Origin of the sequence: Streptomyces sp. NPDC079167, assembly GCF_040686735.1 — a bacterium.
GTDB lineage: Bacteria > Actinomycetota > Actinomycetes > Streptomycetales > Streptomycetaceae > Streptomyces.
This window is the reverse complement of sequence record NZ_JBFBLO010000001.1, coordinates 783,079-802,289: the sequence shown is the minus strand read 5'-3', so window position 1 is coordinate 802,289 and position 19,211 is coordinate 783,079. Positions and strand designations below refer to the sequence as shown.

Genomic DNA, 19,211 nt, shown 5'->3' with positions numbered 1-19,211 from the left:
GAAGAAGCCCCCTCGCTTCCACGAAGGGGCTTCCACCGTCGGTGCGCCGTCAGGGACTCGAACCCCGGACCCGCTGATTAAGAGTCAGCTGCTCTAACCAACTGAGCTAACGGCGCCTGCTGACGTCGTAGACATTAGCACCCGGATCGGCGGGAGGAAAAATCGAATTCCCGGTGGTCGACGGGGCCGCCGACCTGCCCACCCTCACACAGGCCCACAGCAGTACGTCAGGCCCCGGCAGCCAGGGGTTGCGGGTGTCGGGGGCGACCACCCAGCGAGGCCCGCCGGCATCCGCGCCGCCGGTCAGGGGCGGAACGGTGACCGCGTCCCCCGTGCCGTGGCAGAGCACCGGTGGCAGCGCGCCCTGGCGGCGCGGGGGAGCGTCGGCACAACCCGTGCCCCACTCCTCCCAGGCCAGCAGGGACGGCAGCCGCTGGGCCGTGCCGGGCGAGGCGAACAGCAGCATCCGGCCCCGGTGCGTGGCGACCGGACCCGATCCCGGCCCCTCCGCCCAGAGCCGCTCCAGCATGCGCCTGCCGAACAGGGCGGGGACGCTCACGACGTCGAACGAGGAACCGCACGGCAGTACGCCGGGGGAACAGGGGCTGGCCTCCCACTGCGAGAGCGTGCTGCGCGGGTAGGCCGAGGCGCCCGCCAGCCACGCGGCACCGGACGCCGTGACCTGGGCAGCCCTGTCGTCGGCCCGGCGGTCCACGCGGTCCCGCAGCAGGGCGAAGATGTCGACACCGGGGCGGGGGGCGGGGGCGGTCCGCAGGGTCGTTTCGTCATTCAGCCATGCGCTCATGACGACATGTCTACCGGCCGTGACGCTCCTGTTCCCCAGAGTTGCCGAAAGCCGGACAGGACGGACCCCGGCGGAGTATCTTGCCCGACGGCATATGCCAGGGGTGTACCCGCAGTGACGGACGGTCGTGCGGTGACCGGGTTGCCGGTCGTGGGGTGACCGAATTCGTCGGTCGTGCGGTGTCGGGTCGCCCGGGGCCCTGCGGTCAGGGCGCGGGGGCGTCGAGCAGGGACCGGCCGAACTCGATCATCTTCTTGGCGTAGTCCTCGGTCCACTCCGCGCGCTCGGCTATGTCCGCGGCCGTGAGCCGGTCGAACCGTCGCGGATCGGCGAGCTGGGCGGCGGCCACGGCCTGGAACTCCACGGCCCGGTCGGTCGCCGCCCGGAAGGCGAGCGTCAGTTCCGTCGCGCGGGCCAGCAGCTCCTTCGGGTCCTCCATCGACTCCAGGTCGAAGAAGTGCTCGGGATCCGCCGCCGCCTCCGACGGCTCGAAGAGCAGCGGCGCCGGACGCAGCCTCTGCCGCTCGTTCCGCTCGGGTTGTGCCATGTGGTGTTCCTTCCTCGTACGGCCGGACGGCCACCTTCCATTGTCCAGCCGGGCGCAAGAGCGCTGCCGTTCTGCGCACCGGGAGCGCTGCCCAGGGTCAGGGCGCCCCATGCACGCGGTGCTCGGCGAGGTGCGCCAGCACCGCGTGGTTCGCCTCCCAGCCGTCCGGGAACTTCACCGTCACACCCAGCTGCACCGGCTCCGTCGACGGGTGCTCGTCCAGCAGGTCCGCCACCCCGGCACGGCACACCACCACGCACGCGTGCCGGTGCCGCGAGGCCAGGACGCAGAGGCGGCCCGTCTCCAGGTGGAAGGCCGTGGCGTCCGGGCGGCCCGACAGCGGGTGCAGGACCACGGTCACGTCGAACTCGCGGCCCTGGAGCCGGTTCGCCGTGTCCACCGCCACACCCGTCACACCCAGTTCCGCGAGCGCCGCCCGCACCGCGGCGGCCTGGTCGCGGTGGGCCGTGCCGACCGCGACCCGGTCCGCCGTCACCGGGACCGGATCCGGGCCGCGCTCGCTCGTCGCGGCGCCGCCCCGGTCCAGCAGCCTGCGCACCACCAGGGCCACCGCCCTGACCGCCTCCGGGTCCGTGCGCGGGGTGTGCCGGGCCGGGAGCTCCAGCAGCCCCCAGCCGGACTCCGCCGCCTCGTCCAGCACCCGGTCGGGGGCCGACCCGTCCGATGGCACCCCGAACGACAGCCGCCGGTCACCGTGGTCCGTGCCGCTGCGGAACGGTGTGTACGGGTAGAACGCGGCGGAGACCAGTGGCGCGGCCGACGCGGGCAGCCGCCATGACACCGGCAGCCGGTGCTGCGGCAGATCGGGATTGTGCGCGAGCAGAGTCGAGACGGCGCTCGCCGACGGGTCGTACGACAGGCCCGCCCACTGGTCGGCGCCCACGATCGAGAACGGGTCGAGCTGGCCCGGATCCCCGACGAACAGCGCCCGCTCGAACAGTCCGGCCACCGCCAGGAGGGCGTCCGACCGCATCTGGTACGCCTCGTCGACGATCGCGTGCCCCCACGGCTCCACGTTCTTCACGTGCGCCCACTTCGCGGCCGTGGAGATGACGATGTCCAGGCCCGCCAGATCCGCCGCCTTCGCCGACTTCCGTACGTTGTCCAGGCCGTCCAGGACCTTGTCGTACGGATCGGAGTCGCTGCTGTGCAGCCGCCCCACCGGCAGCTCGGGAGCCTTCTCCGCCAGCCGCACCACCAGATCGTCCACCTGGGCGTTCGTCTGCGCGACCACCATCAGCGGGCGGCCCGCGGCGGCCAGCTCCAGCGCCGCGCGCACCACCAGCGTCGACTTCCCCGCGCCCGGCGGAGAGTCCACGACGATGCCGCGCGCCGTGCCGCGCAGGGTGTCGTCCAGGATCGCGTCGGTCGCCCGCGCCGCCGCGGCCCCCGGGTCGGTAACGGCAGTCACAGGAGGTCCTCCGCGGTCACGGGATCGGGCTGCTCGGCATGGCCGGCGGAGCCGTCGGCGCCCGGCGGACCGCCGTGGGTCCACGGGGTGTCCTCCGGATCGGGCAGCTTCGGGCCGCCCCGCTGGTCGTGTTCGAACAGGGTCCAGGCGATCCGGTCGCCGGGCTCGGGCACCGAACCCGGCGCCGGTTCCTTGGACCGGCCCATCCGGTCCGTGACGCGCAGGACGAGGCCGACCGTGCCGGCTTCGGGATCCTCGGCGGCGTACCCCACGAACTCCGCCGTCTGCGGCTTGCCCTCCAGCGAGCGGTACACCTTGGTGCGCTCCCCGAGATGCGGGCGCTCCTCGGTCCACACCGTGACCAGGGGGCGCGGCGAGGGCCGCTTGGACTCGCTGTACGCCATCTCGACCTCCGTCACCTCCCCGACGAACGCCTCGCCGGCCAGCCTGCGGCCCGCAAGCACCAGCGGGTCGTCGAGTGCCTCCTGGGCGTCCAACTGCGCCTGGGCCGCCTCCCGCGAGGCCAGCTTCTGCGCGGCCGTGACCGCGTCGTCCCGGCGCGGCTGCGGGGGCTCGCCCGCCCGGACCCGGTCCCGGTGCGCGGTGAACGACCAGCGGTCCCGCGTCCAGCGGTCCTGTGCCCTGGCCCCCTCCGGCAGCTCCCGCAGCAGGTCGAGCCCCCGCCACACGGCATCCCAGGTGGGCAGCAGCACCCCCGCCAGCAGCGACCTGATCTCCCGCTCCGCACCGCTCAGCTCACCGAGCCGGGTGTCGGCGTCGACCCCGTCCTCCGCGGCGGCCAGTGCTTGCCGCGCACGGTCGTACCGCTCGATCGCGGGCGCCAGCAGCCTGTTGTCGAACGCCGGATCCGTCGCCGGTCCGGCGGGCGGGCAGACCAGCTGACCGGCGCGGTCCCGCTCCCCCTCCGCCCGCAGTGCCGCCTCCGCGCCGGACTCACCGGCCGGCGGGTCGACCCAGGCGAGCAGGGCCCCGAGGTGCTGGTCCTCCAGGCTGCTCTGCCCCGTCGCCCAGTGCCGGTTCAGCAGATCCGTCGTGGCCAGCAGCAGCGAGGAACCCGGCACCCTGGCCCGCTCTCCGTAGTGCGTCAGCCAGCGGCCGAGCAGCGGCACCCGGGCGGGCGCCGGATAGGGCGTGTCCGGATCGTCCTCGGCCGTACGCCGGAACCGCATGGACCGCCCGAGCAGCCGTACGAAGTCGAGACCCGCCCTGCTGGGCACGATCAGCTGCGCCGCGTCCGCGCACAGCTCCACCTCGACCCTGACCTTCTTGCCGGTCTCGGGATCGGCCTCCGTGCGCTCGGCCGGCTCGACCGTGTCGGCGTACGACTCGATGTGCGGCAGCACCGCCTCGGCCAGCTCGGCGAGGAACGCGAACCGCAGATCCCGGTCGCGCGGCTGGGCCACCACCAGCAGCCGGGGTTCCGCGCGGTCCGTGCCCACGAGCGCGCCGAGCGGGGCGCCCGCCTCACCGGCGGTCGTCAGCGGCACCAGCACGAGCGGCCGGTCGGTCAGATGGCGGTGGCGGACGGTGGCCAGCGGCTGGGCACGGCCGCTGTCGACGGCCTCCAGCCGGGCGAGCGTGCTGATCAACGACATGGGACACCGCCGTCCGCGCCGGCCAGCGCCTCGGCCCGCAGCGCGGCGGCCCGGCGCAGGGCCGCCACCGTCGGGTCGGCCGGGTCCCCCTCCTTGCCGGCCGCCGCGGCCAGCACCCCGGCGACCGTCGTCAGGCCGCCGAGCTCACCCCGCACGCTCCGGCCCAGCGACTCCACCGCGCCCTCGGCGCGGGCCTTGGCCCGGCAGTGGAAGGCCAGCTCGCACGCGGCCAGGCACTCGGGGGCGTACGCCGCGGGGACCGCCTCGACCGCGGTGCCCAGCTCCTCGGGGGAGCGGCCCGGGTCGAAGGTCGTGCCCTCGGGCAGGGCGGCCGCGATGTCCTCGACACGGGTCAGCCTGGTCAGCTGGCGGCTGGTGACGGCACGCTGTTTGCGCACGTCCACGACCGAGGCGGTCGGCAGGTTGGAGAAGTCCTTCGGGCAGACCAGCAGGATCCGGTGCGCGACCCGGGCGCCCTCCGTCATCGCGGCGATCCGCTCCAGCGCCAGGACGTAGACCGCGGACTGACGGGCCGCCGCGCCGACCTTCGCGGCGTCCGCCGAGCTGTCGATCATGGGGAAGGACTTGATCTCGACGACCGTCCAGGTGCCGTCGGGGTGCACCACCACGGCGTCCGGCTCCAGGTAGGCGGGCGAGCCCGCTACCTCCAGGGCCAGCATCGGATGGTCGAGCAGCGCCCAGCCGCCCGCCGCCGTGGCCTCGCGCAGCGCCAGCGCCGTCCGCGCGGCGCGGCCCTCGGGGCCGGCGGCCGTCAGATCGGGCACCACGGCCGAGACCGGCGCTTCGGCGCCGCCGCCGAGCCGCTCGACGAGGAGGCGCAGCAGCTCCGTGCCGCCGTCGGCCTTGACCTTCGCCTCGAAGGCGTTGCCCCGGACGAACGCGAACTGCGACTGGCCGAACGCCGCGGGGGAGCCGAGCGCGGTGGCCAGCTCCGCCTTGTCGACGCCCGCGCCGTCGAGCAGGGCGCGCCGCTTGCATCCCGGGTTGGCGGCGAGCGCTGCCAGCGCGCGTGCGTCGAGGGGATGCGGCGCGACGGCCGGACCCCGCAGCTCAGCGAGCCGCTGCCGGAGTGTCGTCGCCGGCTTCGACCGCGGAGCGGGGGCGCGCGTCGCTGGAATCTGCGGAGGCGGTCCGCCGGCCGGGTATTCGCTCACCCGCGGAAGTCTTGCATCCGTCACTGACAATCGTGGAGCCCGTGGGGGTGACGGACGTGGGCACCGGTGCGAACACCGCCCTCACCCGGTCCTTGACGCGGTCCGCGAGCCGCATGAACGGCCTGGTCAGCAGCGCGCCGACCACCATCACGGCGGCGCCGGCCACGGCGTCGAGGAAATAGTGGTTCGCCGTGCCCATCACCACGAACACGGTGATCAGCGGATAGGCGACCCCCGCGGCCCGGACGACCGGGTGGCGGCCGTGCCGCCACAGCAGGACGCCGCACCACACCGCCCAGCCGACGTGCAGGCTCGGCATCGCCGCGTACTGGTTGGTCATCCCGCTGAGCCCGCGCGGGGCGCTCGCGCCCGCGCCCCACCACCCGTACGCGCTGTACTGCGCCATCGTGTCGACGAAGCCGTGGTGGGCGTCGAGCAGCCGGGGCGGGCAGGTCGGCATCAGCGTGAAGCCGACCAGTCCGAGGAGGGTGGAGGTCATCAGCCAGGTGCGGGCCGCCCGGTAGACGGCGGTACGGCGCCGGAAGATCCAGACCAGGATGGCGGGGGTGACCAGGTAGTGCAGGGAGGCGTACGCGAAGTCGGCGGGTATCCCGAGCGCGGGGTTGCCGGTCAGGAGCCGGTTGAGGGGGTGCTCGGCGTTGAGGTGCAGCGCCTTCTCCAGGCGGAGGATCGCGAGCCCGTTGTCCACGGCCGCCGGTATGTTCTCGTGGACCAGCAGCCGTCCCGTCGAATACAGCCCGTACACCACCGCGATCAGCGGAAGCTCCGTCCACCAGCGGGGCCGGTGACCGGAGGAAGGGGTCGCGGCGGTGGCGTGCGGCATCCGGTAGCTCTCCCCAGTGTTCATGCGGTCGACGGCGGGCGTTCAACCGTACGGCGGTCGTATGCCCTGATTCCCCCCGGGGCCCGTCCCACGCGGACGGCCCTGGTCATGCGTGAGGAGGGACGCGGACGCCGCCCCCCGGGTTGCCCGTGCGGCAGGTGAGAGATGATGGAGCGGGGCCCGATCCCGCACCGGTGTCCCAGCCGGCCGCTCGCGTCCGCCGCTCCGTCGCCGTCCCGGACACCGCCGTCCCGGACCCACCAGATCCTAGGGTCCCCGGATCTTCGGATCTTCGTATTTTCAGGGAGAGCCGTCATGGCACCGCGAATCCTGCTCGCCCGGCACGGCCAGACACAGTGGTCGGTCCAGGGCAATCACACCGGCAGGACCGACATCCCCCTCCTCGACACCGGCCGCGAGGGCGCCAAGCTGCTCGGCGAACGGCTGCACCGGGAGCCCTGGGGCGGCCTGCCCGGCGTCGAGGTGCGGACCAGCCCGCTCGTCCGCGCCGCCGAGACCTGCGCGATCGCCGGATTCGGCGACCGGGCCCAGCCGTGGGACGCGCTGATGGAGTGGGACTACGGGGATTACGAGGGGCTGACCCCGGCGCAGATCAAGGCGGACCGGCCGGACTGGCTCATCTGGCGCGACGGGGTCCCGGGGGGCGAGAGCCTCGCCTCACTGGCGGCCCGGGCGGACGAGGTCGTCGAGTGGGCGCGGTCCGCCGACCGCGATGTGCTGGTCTTCGCGCACGGCCACATCCTGCGGGCGCTGGGGGCGCGGTGGCTGGGCGAGGACGTGTCGTTCGCCGCGCGGATCCGGCTGGAGCCGACGTCGCTGTCGGTGCTGGGGTGGGCGTACGGCATGCCCGCGCTGGAGCGCTGGAACGACACGGGCCACCTGGACCGCTGACCCGGGCCGCCCGGGCCGGTCCTCTTCGGCTCGGGCGGGCCGCCCCACCCGGCCCAGTCGGGCCGATCGAGCCCGTCTGCTCCGGTTCCGGGCCGGCAAATCCAGCCCGTCCGGCGTTTGAGGACGGAACCCTGGTGTCGGGTTCGGCCGGCTGACCATGCGGGCCTGAGGGGGAGCGCAGCCAGGACCCGCGCACCGGTTCCGTCCTCAATCGCCGGACGGGCTTGTATTGGCCGGCGGAGGCTGGAAGGTCCGGGGGAGGGGGCTTTGGCGGGTCCGGGCTGGAGAGCGCCTGCTGGGACCCGCGCACCGGTTCCGTCCTCAATCGCCGGACGGGCTTGTATTGGTCGGCCAAAGCCGGAAGGTGCCGGGCGGGCCCGGCGTCACGTGTCCGGGGGCAGCTCCTCGTAGCGGGCCAGGAGGGCCGTCACCTCCGGGCCGCCCCGAGGGCGGAGCACCCGCACGGCGCTCGCCAGCATCCCGCGGATCCGGGAGGACTGGACACGGTCCAGCAGGTCCAGTACCTGGTGGCCCGCCGCCGCGGCCTCGTCGGCCGTCCCCGCCCGCGCCAGGTCTCCCGCGAGCTGCGCGCGGTACAGCGCGAGGTTCCGGGTGAAGTGCGGGTCCTGCAGCCGGGTCGCCCGCCGGCCGTGCCGCGCCGCCCGGGACCAGTCACCCAGCGCCGACCAGCACTGCGCCTCCAGCAGCTCCAGTTCCGCCTCCCGGAAGAAGGTCATCCACTCAGGGTCCGCGTCGCTCGGCCCGCGCCCGAACGCCGTCTGCGCCCGCCCGATCGCCCGCTCGCACCCCGTACGGTCCCCGAGCCACGCCCTGGCCCCCGCCTCCCGCAGCGCCAGCAGGGCCAGCAGCCGCGGTGAGCCGAGCGGCCGGGCGGCCCGCTGCCCGGCCTCCGCCGCGCGGACCGCCTCCCTGGCCCGCCCCGTGTCGCGGGCCAGGAACGAGGCGTTGCAGAACGCGTGCGCTTCCAGCGCGGCGTCGCCGGCCAGCCGGGCCGTCGCGAGCGCCTCCGCGTAATGGGAGCGCGCGTCGTCGAAGCGCCCCGAGTCGTGGGCCAGCCAGCCCACGGAGATCGCCAGCTCACCGGCGCCCGCGTGCAGCCGGTCCGCCGTGCTGCGCCGCGCCGTCGTCCCGGAGTCGAGCAGGGCGTACGCGGCCCGCAGCGGCTGGGAGGCCCGCCGGTACAGGCCGTCCGCGCCGTGCCGGTCGTCCAGCAGCCGGATCTGGCGTACGGCCTTCTCCACGGCGCTCACCTCGGCCTCGCCGATCCGGCGCTGCGCGGGGACGGTGGGGGGGCCCGCGGCGGACGCATGGCCGCCCAGGCCCAGGGACGCGGCCGCCACCGTGGTGGTACCGCTGGTCATGAACACGCGACGCAGCACGTCGCTCTCCTCGTGGATGTCGCTGTCGAGCGCGGGGGGTGTGGTGGGCGGGGGCAGAGGTGTCGCGCGGGCCCCCCGGCCGCGCACGCTCTCGCGCGCCGAGAAGCCCAGGTCCGCGAGGCTCGCCCCGGGGAACATGTGCAGGAACACCCGTTCGTACGCGTAGTTGGGGCAGCGGATCTCACCCGACTCCACGCGTCCGACGTACCGGGCGTCGCACGCGACGTGTTCACCGATCTCGCGCGCGGCCCGGCGGACCGCGGCCGCGAACTCCCCGGCGGAGCGCTGTCCGCGCAGCCGCCGGAAGGCGAGGTTGGGAACTGCCCGTGTCGACACCATGGCAAGGCCCTCTCTGGTGCAGCCGGGCTCCTGCTTCCGGTGTCCCGGCGGAGCAAGAACGTACCTGCTGTGACGGAGCGCACACGAAGCGTTTAGCTATAAAGCGGACATCTCGCCCGTGATCCGCCATGAACTGCCACCCTTTGCGGCGGCGTGCCGCCGTAGCCCTTGACGCCGTCGGCGCGTTGGTCCATGAGGAGACGGGCGCGGCGCCGTCTCGTCGAGACGAGAGGAGGGGTTCCCTTGCCTCATACGGACAGGGGCCCGGAGACCACACCGTGTGACCTGGTGACCGTCCCGGCGCGTCAGGGCCTGGAGGCCGTGGACATCCTGCGCAGGGGAGCGGAGAACGAGCCCGTCGGCCCGGTCCTGCACGACGGAGCCTGCGCGGTCCTCGGCTTCCTGGTGCCGCCCGGCACAGCGGAGGCGTGGGACGTGCCCGGCAGCGCCTGTACGAGGACGGACGGCCGGGGGCTGCGCGTTCCCGCCGAGCCGCCCGTCATCGGAGGGGGGTGGCTCCTGCCGCCCGTCGACGAGGCCCCGGTCACCGATCCGGCCGTCCTCCGGGCCGCCCTCGACCAGGCGGCCAGGCTCATCGAGGCGGCCGACAACTGCCGCTGAGGCCATAATGGCCAGGTGGGCGGGGTCTCCCGCCCTCGCCGGCCCTACCAGGGAACCGGCCCGAACCGGTGAGTAGTGGGGACGAGCGCGCGTGGCACGTCGAGGAGCGGCCCGGGGCGCGAGCGACCGGAAGCGGTCCGAGCGCCGGCAGGAGTCCGTCTCCGCGACGGTGGACGGCGGCCTCGCCGAGCTGGTGCCCGACCGTGAGCGCCCGCGCGCGTGGACGCTGCTGCTGGACGGTGCCCCGCAGTCCCACGTGGACCTGGACGATCCCGCGTACCTCTCGTTCGAATACCAGCGCAGGCTCGGCCATGTCATCGATCTCGCCGCGCCGGCCGGCCGGCCCCTCCAGGTGGTGCACCTCGGCGGCGGAGCCTTCACGCTCGCCCGGTACGTCGCCGCGAGCCGCCCGCGCTCCACGCAGCAGATCGTGGAGATCGACGCGCCCCTCGTCCAGCTGGTGCGGCGGGAGCTGCCCCTGGACCCACAGGCGCGGATACGGGTCCGCTCGGCGGACGCCCGCGCCGGACTCGGCAGGATCCAGGACGGCTGGGCCGACCTCGTCATCGCCGACGTGTTCGGCGGAGCCCGGACCCCCGCGCACCTCACCTCCGTCGAATTCCTCGCCGAGGTGCGACGGGTGCTGAAGCCCGGCGGGCAGTACGCCGCCAACCTCGCGGACGGCCCGCCGCTCGCCCATCTGCGCGGCCAGATCGCCACGGCCGCCTCGCTCTTCCCCGAGGTGGCCCTGGCCGCCGATCCGACCGTCTGGCGCGGCCGCCGCTTCGGGAACGCCGTCCTGGTCGCCTCCGACCTGCCGATCGCCGTCGCCGACCTGACCCGGCGGGTCGCGAGCGACCCCCACCCCGGCCGTGTCGAACAGGGCCGCGCGCTCGCCGACTTCACGGGAGGCGCCGCCGTCGTCACCGACGCGGGCGCCAAGCCGTCCCCGGCCCCGCCGCCCGACGCGTTCTCGTAACCGGACTACTGGTCCACGGTCTCCACGATCGGCGGGTGGCCGTTCCAGGTACAGAACACGGAGACCGTCGCGCCCGCCCCGTCGCTGAAGTCCACCCGGATCCACTCCGGGTTCGTCCACACCTGCATCGACCAGCCCGGCTCCGGCGTCGCCGAAACCAGCTTCGCCGACGCGTCCGCGAGCTCCAGGACGACCCTGCCCCCACGCGTCGGGTAGCTCTTCACCTCGCCCGATGCGGCCGGTGACGCAGGAGGCCGTGGCGCCCCGCTGCTCGCGGCCGGCGGCCGGGACGAAGGCTTCCGGGAGGGCCGTGGAGAGGCCGGGGCCGTGGAGCGGGAGGCGGTGGCACTCGGCGAGGGGGAGGGCAGCGCGCGGTGCGTCGAGGACGACACCGGCTCGTCCGTCGCCTGCGCGCCCCGCGCCCCCACCGAGATCGGAACCGCGCGCGGAGGGTCGTACGCCGTTCCCGACATGACCGTGTGCACGCCCCACCACGACAGGGTCACCGCCGCACCCGTGGCGAGCGACCACGCGATCGCGTGTACGAGTCCTCGTTGCATCGGGCACATCCTGCACCACCCGCACACGGGCTGTCCTGGAGGGGACCGGGTTCCTCCGGATGGGCTACGGTGCGGCGCATGCCTAGTGTGCTCGTGGTCGAGGACGACCAGTTCGTACGTTCCGCCCTCATCCGGCACCTGACCGAGGCCTCGCACACCGTACGGAGCGTCGGGACCGCGCTCGAAGCACTGCGCGAAGTCGCGCACTTCCGCTTCGACGTCGTCGTCCTCGATCTCGGACTGCCCGACCTCGACGGCTCCGAAGCCCTGAAGATGCTGCGCTCCATCACCGACGTACCCGTGATCATCGCGACCGCGCGGGACGACGAGGCCGAGATAGTCAGGCTGCTCAACGACGGTGCCGACGACTACCTGACCAAACCGTTCTCGGTGGAGCACCTCTCCGCCCGCATGGCGGCCGTCCTGCGCCGCACCCGTGGTCCCGGCGCCCAGGCCCCGCCCCCGCGTGTCCTCCAGGTCGGCGGACTCTCCATCGACCCGCTCCGCCGCCAGGCCGAACTGGACGGAGCCGCACTGGACCTGACCCGCCGTGAATTCGACCTGCTGGCCTTCCTCGCCGGGCGTCCCGGTGTCGTCGTCCCGCGCCGCGAGCTGCTGGCCGAGGTCTGGAAGCAGTCCTACGGGGACGACCAGACCATCGACGTCCATCTCTCCTGGCTGCGCCGCAAACTGGGTGAGACGGCCGCCCGGCCCCGCTATCTGCACACCCTGCGCGGAGTCGGCGTCAAGCTCGAACCACCGGCCGCGGGGCCGGCCGCATGAGATGGGCCCTGGTCAAGGTCTGCCTGGCGGTCACCGCCATGGTCGTGATCGCGTTCGCCGTCCCGCTCGGGCTCGTCATCAAGGAGATGGCCCGTGACCGCGCCTTCTCCGACGCCGAGCGGCAGGCCGCCACCATCGGCCCCACCCTCACCATCACCACCGACCGGGAGGAACTGACCCGGGCCGTCCTCTCCACCGAGCCCGGCGGCCGGGGCCGCCTCGCGGTCCACGTCCCCGCCGCAGCCGAACAGGGCGGCCACCGGCTGGAGATAGGCACCCGGCGAGCCACCCGCGAAGACCTGGAGACCGTACGGAAGTCGGGCCGCGCCTCCATCGCCGAGGTGCCCGGCGGCTCCGCGCTGCTCCAGCCCACCGCGCTCGGCACCGGAGGCATCGCCGTCGTCGAGGTCTTCGTGCCCGAGGACGAGGTCTCCAACGGCGTCTCCACGGCCTGGCTGGTGCTCGCCGGCGTCGGGATCGCGCTGATCGTCGGCTCGGTGGCCGTGGCCGACCGGCTCGGCGTACGGATGGTGGAGCCCGCCCAGCGGCTCGCCGGCGCCGCACAGGACCTGGGGGAGGGCCGGCTGGGCACCCGGGTCCCCGAGGAGGGCCCCACCGAGCTCCGCTCCGCCGCCGTCGCCTTCAACTCCATGGCCGACCAGGTGGTCCAGCTCCTGGCCAACGAACGCGAACTGGCCGCCGACCTCTCGCACCGGCTCCGCACCCCGCTGACCGTGCTCCGCCTCAACGCCGCCTCGCTGGGCGAGGGCCCGGCCGCCGAGCAGACCAGGGCGGCCGTCGAACAGCTGGAACACGAGGTCGACACGATCATCCGCACCGCCCGGGAACAGCGCCCGCAGACCCAGGGCGGGCAGACGGGGGCCGGAGCCGGGTGCGACGCGTCGGAGGTCATCCGGGAACGCATGGGGTTCTGGTCGGCGCTGGCCGAGGACGAGGGGCGCACGGTGCGGCTGGCCGGTGTGGACCGCACCGTACGGATCCCGGTGGCCAGGCCCGAGCTGGCCGCCGCTCTGGACGCGCTGCTCGGCAACGTCTTCCGGCACACCCCGGAAGGCACCGCCTTCGCCGTCGACGTGCACCACACCGGCCACGCGGTGATCGTGCTGGTCTCGGACGCCGGGCCCGGGATACCCGATCCGGAATCCGCCCTCACTCGGGGCGCCAGCGGCCGGAACGGGGCGCGGAGCGAGGTGGGTTCGACCGGGCTCGGTCTCGACATCGTCCGCCGGGTCGCCGAATCCACCGGTGGTGACCTGCGGATCGGGCGGTCGGTCCTCGGCGGCACGGAGGTGCGCATCTGGATCGGGCTCGACGGCGGCCCGGCCGAGCGCGCGCGCCGGGGACACCGGGTGGGGCGGCGTACCGGAAAGCGGGGGCCGCGGGGAGCGCGAGGCCGGAACGCAGAATTCCGGGGAGCTGAGGGGTCGGGTTCCGGCCCTCGGGAGAGCCGGGCTTAACCGGCGCCGATGTCTCCCTTAAGCAAACCCTAAGAACATCAACTCGGGTCCCATGAGCACCTTTTGCCTGGTTCGCGGCGGCTAGCGTGCAGACGCAATCACCCCCCGGCAGGACAGAGGCACGCGATGGGCACCAGTACGCACCGCCGCACGGCGAGCACCCGCACGAAGGCCGTCGGCGCCCTCGTCGCCGCGGCCGTCGTGGGTGGCACGGTCTTCGCGCTCACCGGCACCGCGCAGGCGGCTGCCGTGGGCGCCACGTACACGAGGGCCAGCGCCTGGACCGGTGGCTACACCGGGCAGTACGTCGTCTCGAACGACACCGGGACGGTCCAGTCGGGCTGGACGCTCGAATTCGACCTGCCCGCCGGCACGGAGATCGACTCGCTCTGGAACGGCGAGCACACCGTCAGCGGCAACCACGTCACCGTGAAGCCGGAAAGCTGGAACAAGGACATCGCGCCGGGCGCGTCCGTGACGGTCGGATTCGTCACCAGGTCCGCCTCCGCGACGACCGCCGCCGACCCGGAAGGCTGTCGCATCGACGAGGCCCCCTGCTCGGCGGACGGCGGCGCGACCCCGGAACCGAGCGGACGCCCGACCGGAACCCCGGCACCCGCACCGACGCCGACGGAGGACGCCATCCCGACGGAGACCGCGACGGCCGAGCCGTCCGTGACCCCGGGCGGCACGGCCGGCGGAGCGGGATTCGCCCCGTACGTCGACACGTCGCTCCACCCCGCCTACGACCTTCTGGACACCGCGTCCAGGACCGGCGTCAAGGAGTTCAACCTGGCGTTCATCACGTCGGGCGGCGGCTGCGCCCCGCTGTGGGGCGGGGTCACGGGTCTCGCCGACGACAAGGTGGCCGCCCAGATCGGCGCACTGCGGGCCGAGGGCGGTGACGTACGGGTCTCCTTCGGCGGGGCGGCCGGCGCCGAACTGGCGCTGCACTGCTCCTCGGCGGACGAGCTCGCCGCGGCGTACGCCGAAGTCATCGACACGTACGAGCTGACCAAGGTCGACTTCGACATCGAAGGCGGCGCGCTGCCCGACACCGCCGCCAACTCCCGCCGCTCGGCGGCCATCGCCCAGCTCCAGAAGTCCCACCCCGGACTCGACGTGTCCTTCACGCTGCCCGTGATGCCCGAGGGACTGACCCAGCCGGGCGTGGACCTGATCGCGGACGCGAAGAAGAACGGCGTCTCGATCGGCGCCGTCAACGTCATGGCGATGGACTACGGGGCGTCGTACAGCGAGGACATGGGCGACTACGCCACCCAGGCGGCCACCGCCACGCAGGCCCAGGTCAAGGGCGTGCTCGGGCTCACGGACGCGGAGGCGTGGAAGGCCGTCGCGGTCACCCCGATGATCGGCGTGAACGACGTCGCCACCGAGATCTTCACCGTCGAGGACGCCACGCAGCTGGTGGAGTTCGCCCGGGCGAAGGGCATCGGCCGGCTGGCGATGTGGTCGGGCACGCGGGACGCGCAGTGCCAAGGCGGCGCGAAGCCGACCGCAGACGCGACCTGCAGCTCGATCCTCCAGGAGCCGCTGGCCTTCACCAAGGCGTTCGGCGCCTTCGGATAGTCCGCACCACCCTTCGGCCACCACCTCGACGCGCGCGTCCCGGCCGCCCCCCACGCCCCCCACACCCGGCCGGGACGCGCGCCCCCACCGCCTCTCCACGCCCGGTCCCCGGTGTGTGGAGGGGTGCTTGCGTCCCGAGGGGCCGGAACCTCCCTGCGCCGGGGTGGAGTTCGGGGAAAGAACACGGAAACGCCCCATGACCCCCTGTGCACCCCCCGCAACCCCCTGTCCCGTTCATCTTCCGGCGGGCATGTCGCGGCGGAGGGGCTCGGCGCGGCCCTTTCGGGCATGGCGCGGAAATCTGCGCGACGGACGGGCTCTTCCTGTCACCGGAGGAGTCCGACAGCGATCAACACCCCGCTGACCTGCGGCAATTGAAATGCTTGCGCGTTTCGCATGCAGGGCGCGGAGGTAAACGCAAGTCCTCGGTCGGACACGTTCCCGTGACTTGCAGGACACGCTCGGGCAACGGAAGCGTCTTCAACTCTTGACACCCACCCCGGGAGGTAGCAATCTTCCGGCATCAGCGCATGGGAGCGCTCCCATATCGAACGACGTTTTCGCTCGTACGGGGGACGACACCGCCCATGTCCTCTCCGTACTCATGGCACCCGCACCCACCAGCGCGTATGCCGCAGAACGAACGCCAGTCCCACCCTGGAACAAGGAGTAGTGGAATGCGCATCACCCGCACCGTCGCAGGTCGACGCCGCAGAACAGCCGTCATGGCTACCACGGGCCTCACGGCCGCCGCCCTGCTGCTGACCGGCTGTGGCGATTCCGGCTCGGATTCCGACGAGGCAGACGCGGGCGGGAACATCACCCTGACCCTCGCCGACTTCGGACAGTTCGGGTACAAGGAGGCGAAGCTCTTCGAGAAGTACCACGAGCTTCACCCGAACATCACCGTCAAGGCGAACACCTCCAGCGACGAGAAGATCTACTACCCCAAGTTCCTCCAGCAGCTCAACACGGGCAGCGGTCTGGCCGACATCCACGGTGTCGAGGTCGGCCGCGTCAAGGAGCTCGTCGACACGAAGGCCGACGCCTTCGAAGACCTCTCCAAGGTGATCGACACCGACCAGTGGGTGAACTGGAAGGCGCTGCAGGCGACCACCGACGAGGGCAAGGTCATCGGCGCCGGCACCGACATCGGCCCGATGTCGATCTGCTACCGCCGTGACCTCTTCGAGAAGGCCGGACTGCCGGCCGACCGCACCGAGGTCGCCGCGAAGGTCGCCGGCGGCTGGGAGGACTACCTCAAGCTCGGTGAGGAGTACAAGAAGAAGGCTCCCAAGGACACCTACTTCATGGACTCCGCCAGTGCCATGTACAACGGCGTGGTCGGCTCGAGCGAGGAGCAGTACTACTCCAAGGACGGCGAGGCGATCTACAAGGAGAGCGCCGGCGTCGAGAAGGGCTGGCAGCTGGCCACCCAGGCGGTCGACAAGGGTCTGAGCCAGGGCCTGGCCCAGTTCACCGACGAGTGGGGTGTGGCCCTGCGCAAGGGCAGCATCGCCTCCGTGGCCTGCCCGGCGTGGATGGCCGCTCGTATCACCACGGACGCCGGTGACGAGTACAAGGGCAAGTGGGACATCGCCATGACCCCGGGCAAGACCGCCGCCAACTGGGGCGGTTCGTTCCTGACGGTGCCCAAGAAGGGCAAGCACGTCAAGGAGGCCGCCGAGCTCGTCAAGTGGCTGACCGCGCCCGAGCAGCAGGCCGCCGTGTTCAAGGCCGCCGGCCTCTTCCCGTCGAACAAGGGCGCCTACCAGCTCCCCGACGTGAAGACCGCCAAGCTGGAGTACTTCAACAACGCCCCGATCGGTGAGATCTACGCCGAAGAGGCCCAGGTCATTCCGGCCGCCGTGCTCGGCCCGAAGGACGGCATCATCAAGGACACCATCTCCACCCAGATCAACAACATGGAGCAGCGCGGCACCAAGCCGGACGACGCCTGGGACGCCGCCACCAAGGCGATCGACAAGGTGATCGGCTGATCCTCACCGGTGCGGGCGGCCGGGACGACTTCCACGCGTCCCGGCCGGCCCGCACCGGTGCCGGTTCCCCCACCGGCCCCGTGCACCTTTTCCGACACCTCCGCCGGACCTGACCAGAGGTCCGGCCTGCCCCTGCGGTGTCGGCACACCCCAGGGAAGGACTCCCACCTGTGGCAACCACGACCCCCACCCGGGGCGCTCAAGGCTCGCGGCCCAGCCGTCGTGCTCCGAAGCCGATGACACCCCGCCGCCAGGCCTGGCGCAGCCGGCTGTGGCGCTTCGACGACAAGGTGTCGCCGTACGCCTACATCGCGCCCTTCTTCCTCGTCTTCGGGGCCTTCGGGCTCTACCCGCTCATCTACACCGGCTGGATCGCCCTGCACAAGGTGGAGATGACCAGCCTCGACCAGATGGAGTGGGTCGGCTGGGAGAACTTCAGCACCATCCTCCAGGACAGCGAGTTCTGGACCGCGGTCAGCAACACCTTCATCATCGGTGTCATCTCGACCGTCCCGCAGCTGATGATGGCGCTGGGCCTCGCCCACCTGCTGAACTACAAGCTCCGTGCCAGCACCTTCTGGCGCACCGTGATCCTCACCCCGTACGCCACGTCGGTGGCCTCCGCGGCCCTGGTCTTCGCCCTGGTGTTCCGGGCCGACGGCGGCCTGCTGAACTGGTTCCTCGGCCTCTTCGGCGTCGGTGAGACGAACTGGGTCAATGGCCACTGGACGTCCAACATCGCCATCGCGGTCATCGTGATCTGGCGCTGGACGGGCTACAACACGCTGATCTACCTGGCCGCGATGCAGGCCGTCCCGTCCGATCTGTACGAGGCCGCGTCCATCGACGGAGCCTCGCGCTGGCAGCAGTTCCGCAACGTGACGATTCCCGCGCTGCGGCCGACGATCCTCTTCACGATCGTCATCTCCACCATCGGCGCCATGCAGCTGTTCGGTGAGCCCCTCCTGCTCGAGGGCGGCGCCAACGGAGCGCAGGGCGGCACCGAGAACCAGTACGAGACGCTCAGCATCTACCTCTACAACTACGGCTGGAACCTCGGGCACCTCGGTCCGGCCGCCGCAGTGGCGTGGGCCATGCTCGTCCTGCTGCTGCTCATTGCCGCGATCAACTGGCTCATCGGGCGCCTCGCGCGCAAGACCGCGGCCTGACGGGGAGCGATTTCCATGACCACCACCAGCCCCATCACCGCTCCGGACCGCCGCGTCTCCAAGGACGCCGCCGTCCCCGGCCAGCCCCCGCGGCGCCGTCGGTTCCAGCCCGGGGCGGGCCGTCAGCACCATGCCGGCCCCTTCGCCTACTTCGTCCTCGCCGTCGTCGGCATCGGCTCGCTGTTCCCGCTGTACTGGACGCTCGTCACCGCGTCCCGCACCCAGGACGAGGTGCTGGACACACCGCCTCCGTTCCTGCCGGGCGGCAACCTGTTCCACAACATCGAGGCGGCCTGGGAACAGGCCCACCTCGGCAAGGCCATTCTCAACACGTTCATCGTGTCCAGTTCCATCACGATCGCGACCCTGTTCTTCTGCACCCTGGCCGGCTACGCCTTCGCCAAGATGCGCTTCAGGGGCCGCGGCGCGCTGATGACGGCGGTCATCGCCACGCTGACCATCCCCCCGCAGCTCAGCGTCGTCCCGCTGTTCATGATGATGTCGGACATCGGCTGGGGCGGTCAGCTGGAGTCGGTGATCTTCCCGACCCTGGTGAGCGCGTTCGGTGTGTTCTTCATGCGCCAGTACCTCCTGGAGGCCCTGCCGTACGAGCTCATCGAGGCGGGCCGCGTGGACGGGGCGAACAACCTCCGCATCGTGTGGAGCATCGTGCTTCCGGTCGCCCGACCGGCCATGATGGTGCTCGGCATGCTCACCTTCGTCCAGGCATGGAACGACTTCTTCTGGCCGTACCTCGCTCTGAACGCGGACAACCCGACGCTCCAGGTGGCCCTCGGCGAGCTGACCGCCTCCTACGTCCCCGACCAGAGCATCATCATGGCGGGCGCACTGATCAGCACCCTGCCGCTGCTCGTCGTCTTCGTGATCTTCGGCAAGCAGATCGTCGGAGGCATCATGGCCGGCGCCGTCAAGGGCTGACCCGCCCGTCCGCCGCGGTCCG

The 19,211-nt window shown here is 72.5% G+C and carries 17 protein-coding genes and 1 tRNA gene; 9 read left to right on the top strand and 9 right to left on the bottom strand.

What is annotated here, in order from left to right; genetic code table 11:
• Positions 1-42: 42 nt before the first annotated feature.
• The 7 genes from AB0P41_RS03715 to AB0P41_RS03685 form a co-directional block, all read right to left on the bottom strand.
• A tRNA-Lys gene (locus tag AB0P41_RS03715) sits at positions 43-116 on the bottom strand.
• Positions 107-805 (bottom strand): hypothetical protein, encoded by a 699-nt coding sequence (locus AB0P41_RS03710; RefSeq protein WP_356708398.1) that lies wholly within the window; start codon positions 803-805, stop codon positions 107-109. The genes AB0P41_RS03715 and AB0P41_RS03710 overlap by 10 nt, the downstream gene beginning before the upstream one ends.
• A gap of 205 nt (positions 806-1,010) precedes the next feature.
• A complete protein-coding gene (locus tag AB0P41_RS03705) occupies positions 1,011-1,352 on the bottom strand; it encodes a hypothetical protein (protein WP_356708396.1) in 342 nt (113 codons plus the stop codon).
• 97 nt (positions 1,353-1,449) lie between these two features.
• The gene (locus AB0P41_RS03700) at positions 1,450-2,784 is read right to left on the bottom strand and encodes an AAA domain-containing protein (protein ID WP_356708394.1); all 1,335 of its coding nucleotides are present in this window, start codon (positions 2,782-2,784) and stop codon (positions 1,450-1,452) included.
• Positions 2,781-4,400, bottom strand: a complete 1,620-nt coding sequence (locus AB0P41_RS03695; protein WP_356708392.1) for a hypothetical protein — start codon at positions 4,398-4,400, stop codon at positions 2,781-2,783. The genes AB0P41_RS03700 and AB0P41_RS03695 overlap by 4 nt, the downstream gene beginning before the upstream one ends.
• Entirely contained in the window at positions 4,391-5,575 is a 1,185-nt protein-coding gene (locus AB0P41_RS03690) for a hypothetical protein (RefSeq protein WP_356708390.1), read from the bottom strand. Before AB0P41_RS03690 ends, AB0P41_RS03695 begins: the two co-directional genes overlap by 10 nt.
• Positions 5,472-6,419, bottom strand: a complete 948-nt coding sequence (locus AB0P41_RS03685; protein ID WP_356708813.1) for a phosphatase PAP2 family protein — start codon at positions 6,417-6,419, stop codon at positions 5,472-5,474. Before AB0P41_RS03685 ends, AB0P41_RS03690 begins: the two co-directional genes overlap by 104 nt.
• A 315-nt stretch (positions 6,420-6,734) precedes the next feature.
• On the opposite strand from AB0P41_RS03685, the gene AB0P41_RS03680 reads away from it, so the two are divergent.
• Positions 6,735-7,331: a histidine phosphatase family protein gene (locus tag AB0P41_RS03680; protein WP_356708388.1), complete on the top strand. Its 597-nt coding sequence runs from the start codon at positions 6,735-6,737 to the stop codon at positions 7,329-7,331.
• 383 nt (positions 7,332-7,714) lie between these two features.
• On the opposite strand, the gene AB0P41_RS03675 is transcribed toward AB0P41_RS03680, so the two are convergent.
• On the bottom strand, positions 7,715-9,070 hold the full coding sequence (locus AB0P41_RS03675; protein WP_365929840.1) for a tetratricopeptide repeat protein: 1,356 nt from the start codon (positions 9,068-9,070) through the stop codon (positions 7,715-7,717).
• A gap of 243 nt (positions 9,071-9,313) precedes the next feature.
• Here AB0P41_RS03675 and AB0P41_RS03670 point away from each other — a divergent pair, with 243 nt between their 5' ends.
• Positions 9,314-9,691 carry a hypothetical protein gene (locus AB0P41_RS03670; protein ID WP_356708384.1) on the top strand — a complete coding sequence of 126 codons (378 nt, stop codon included), beginning with the start codon at positions 9,314-9,316 and terminating at the stop codon, positions 9,689-9,691.
• 91 nt (positions 9,692-9,782) lie between these two features.
• Complete coding sequence (locus tag AB0P41_RS03665; protein WP_365929838.1) at positions 9,783-10,670, top strand: fused MFS/spermidine synthase; 888 nt, start codon at positions 9,783-9,785, stop codon at positions 10,668-10,670.
• Between the two features lie 5 nt (positions 10,671-10,675).
• Here AB0P41_RS03665 and AB0P41_RS03660 read toward each other — a convergent pair whose 3' ends face one another.
• Complete coding sequence (locus tag AB0P41_RS03660; protein ID WP_356708380.1) at positions 10,676-11,230, bottom strand: hypothetical protein; 555 nt, start codon at positions 11,228-11,230, stop codon at positions 10,676-10,678.
• A 78-nt stretch (positions 11,231-11,308) separates the two neighbouring features.
• Here AB0P41_RS03660 and AB0P41_RS03655 point away from each other — a divergent pair, with 78 nt between their 5' ends.
• The 6 genes from AB0P41_RS03655 to AB0P41_RS03630 all read left to right on the top strand — a co-directional run bounded on the left by AB0P41_RS03655 (position 11,309) and on the right by AB0P41_RS03630 (position 19,189).
• Positions 11,309-12,013, top strand: a complete 705-nt coding sequence (locus AB0P41_RS03655; RefSeq protein WP_356708378.1) for a response regulator transcription factor — start codon at positions 11,309-11,311, stop codon at positions 12,011-12,013.
• Positions 12,010-13,491 carry a HAMP domain-containing sensor histidine kinase gene (locus AB0P41_RS03650; protein WP_356708376.1) on the top strand — a complete coding sequence of 494 codons (1,482 nt, stop codon included), beginning with the start codon at positions 12,010-12,012 and terminating at the stop codon, positions 13,489-13,491. The genes AB0P41_RS03655 and AB0P41_RS03650 overlap by 4 nt, the downstream gene beginning before the upstream one ends.
• 126 nt (positions 13,492-13,617) lie before the next feature.
• Positions 13,618-15,081: a cellulose binding domain-containing protein gene (locus tag AB0P41_RS03645; RefSeq protein ID WP_365929835.1), complete on the top strand. Its 1,464-nt coding sequence runs from the start codon at positions 13,618-13,620 to the stop codon at positions 15,079-15,081.
• Positions 15,082-15,758: 677 nt separating this feature from the next.
• Positions 15,759-17,081, top strand: coding sequence for an ABC transporter substrate-binding protein (locus AB0P41_RS03640; RefSeq protein ID WP_356708372.1), 1,323 nt, complete (start codon positions 15,759-15,761; stop codon positions 17,079-17,081).
• Positions 17,082-17,317: 236 nt separating this feature from the next.
• Positions 17,318-18,250: a sugar ABC transporter permease gene (locus AB0P41_RS03635; RefSeq protein ID WP_356708370.1), complete on the top strand. Its 933-nt coding sequence runs from the start codon at positions 17,318-17,320 to the stop codon at positions 18,248-18,250.
• 15 nt (positions 18,251-18,265) lie between these two features.
• Positions 18,266-19,189, top strand: coding sequence for a carbohydrate ABC transporter permease (locus AB0P41_RS03630; protein ID WP_356708368.1), 924 nt, complete (start codon positions 18,266-18,268; stop codon positions 19,187-19,189).
• The last annotated feature ends 22 nt before the right edge of the window (positions 19,190-19,211 follow it).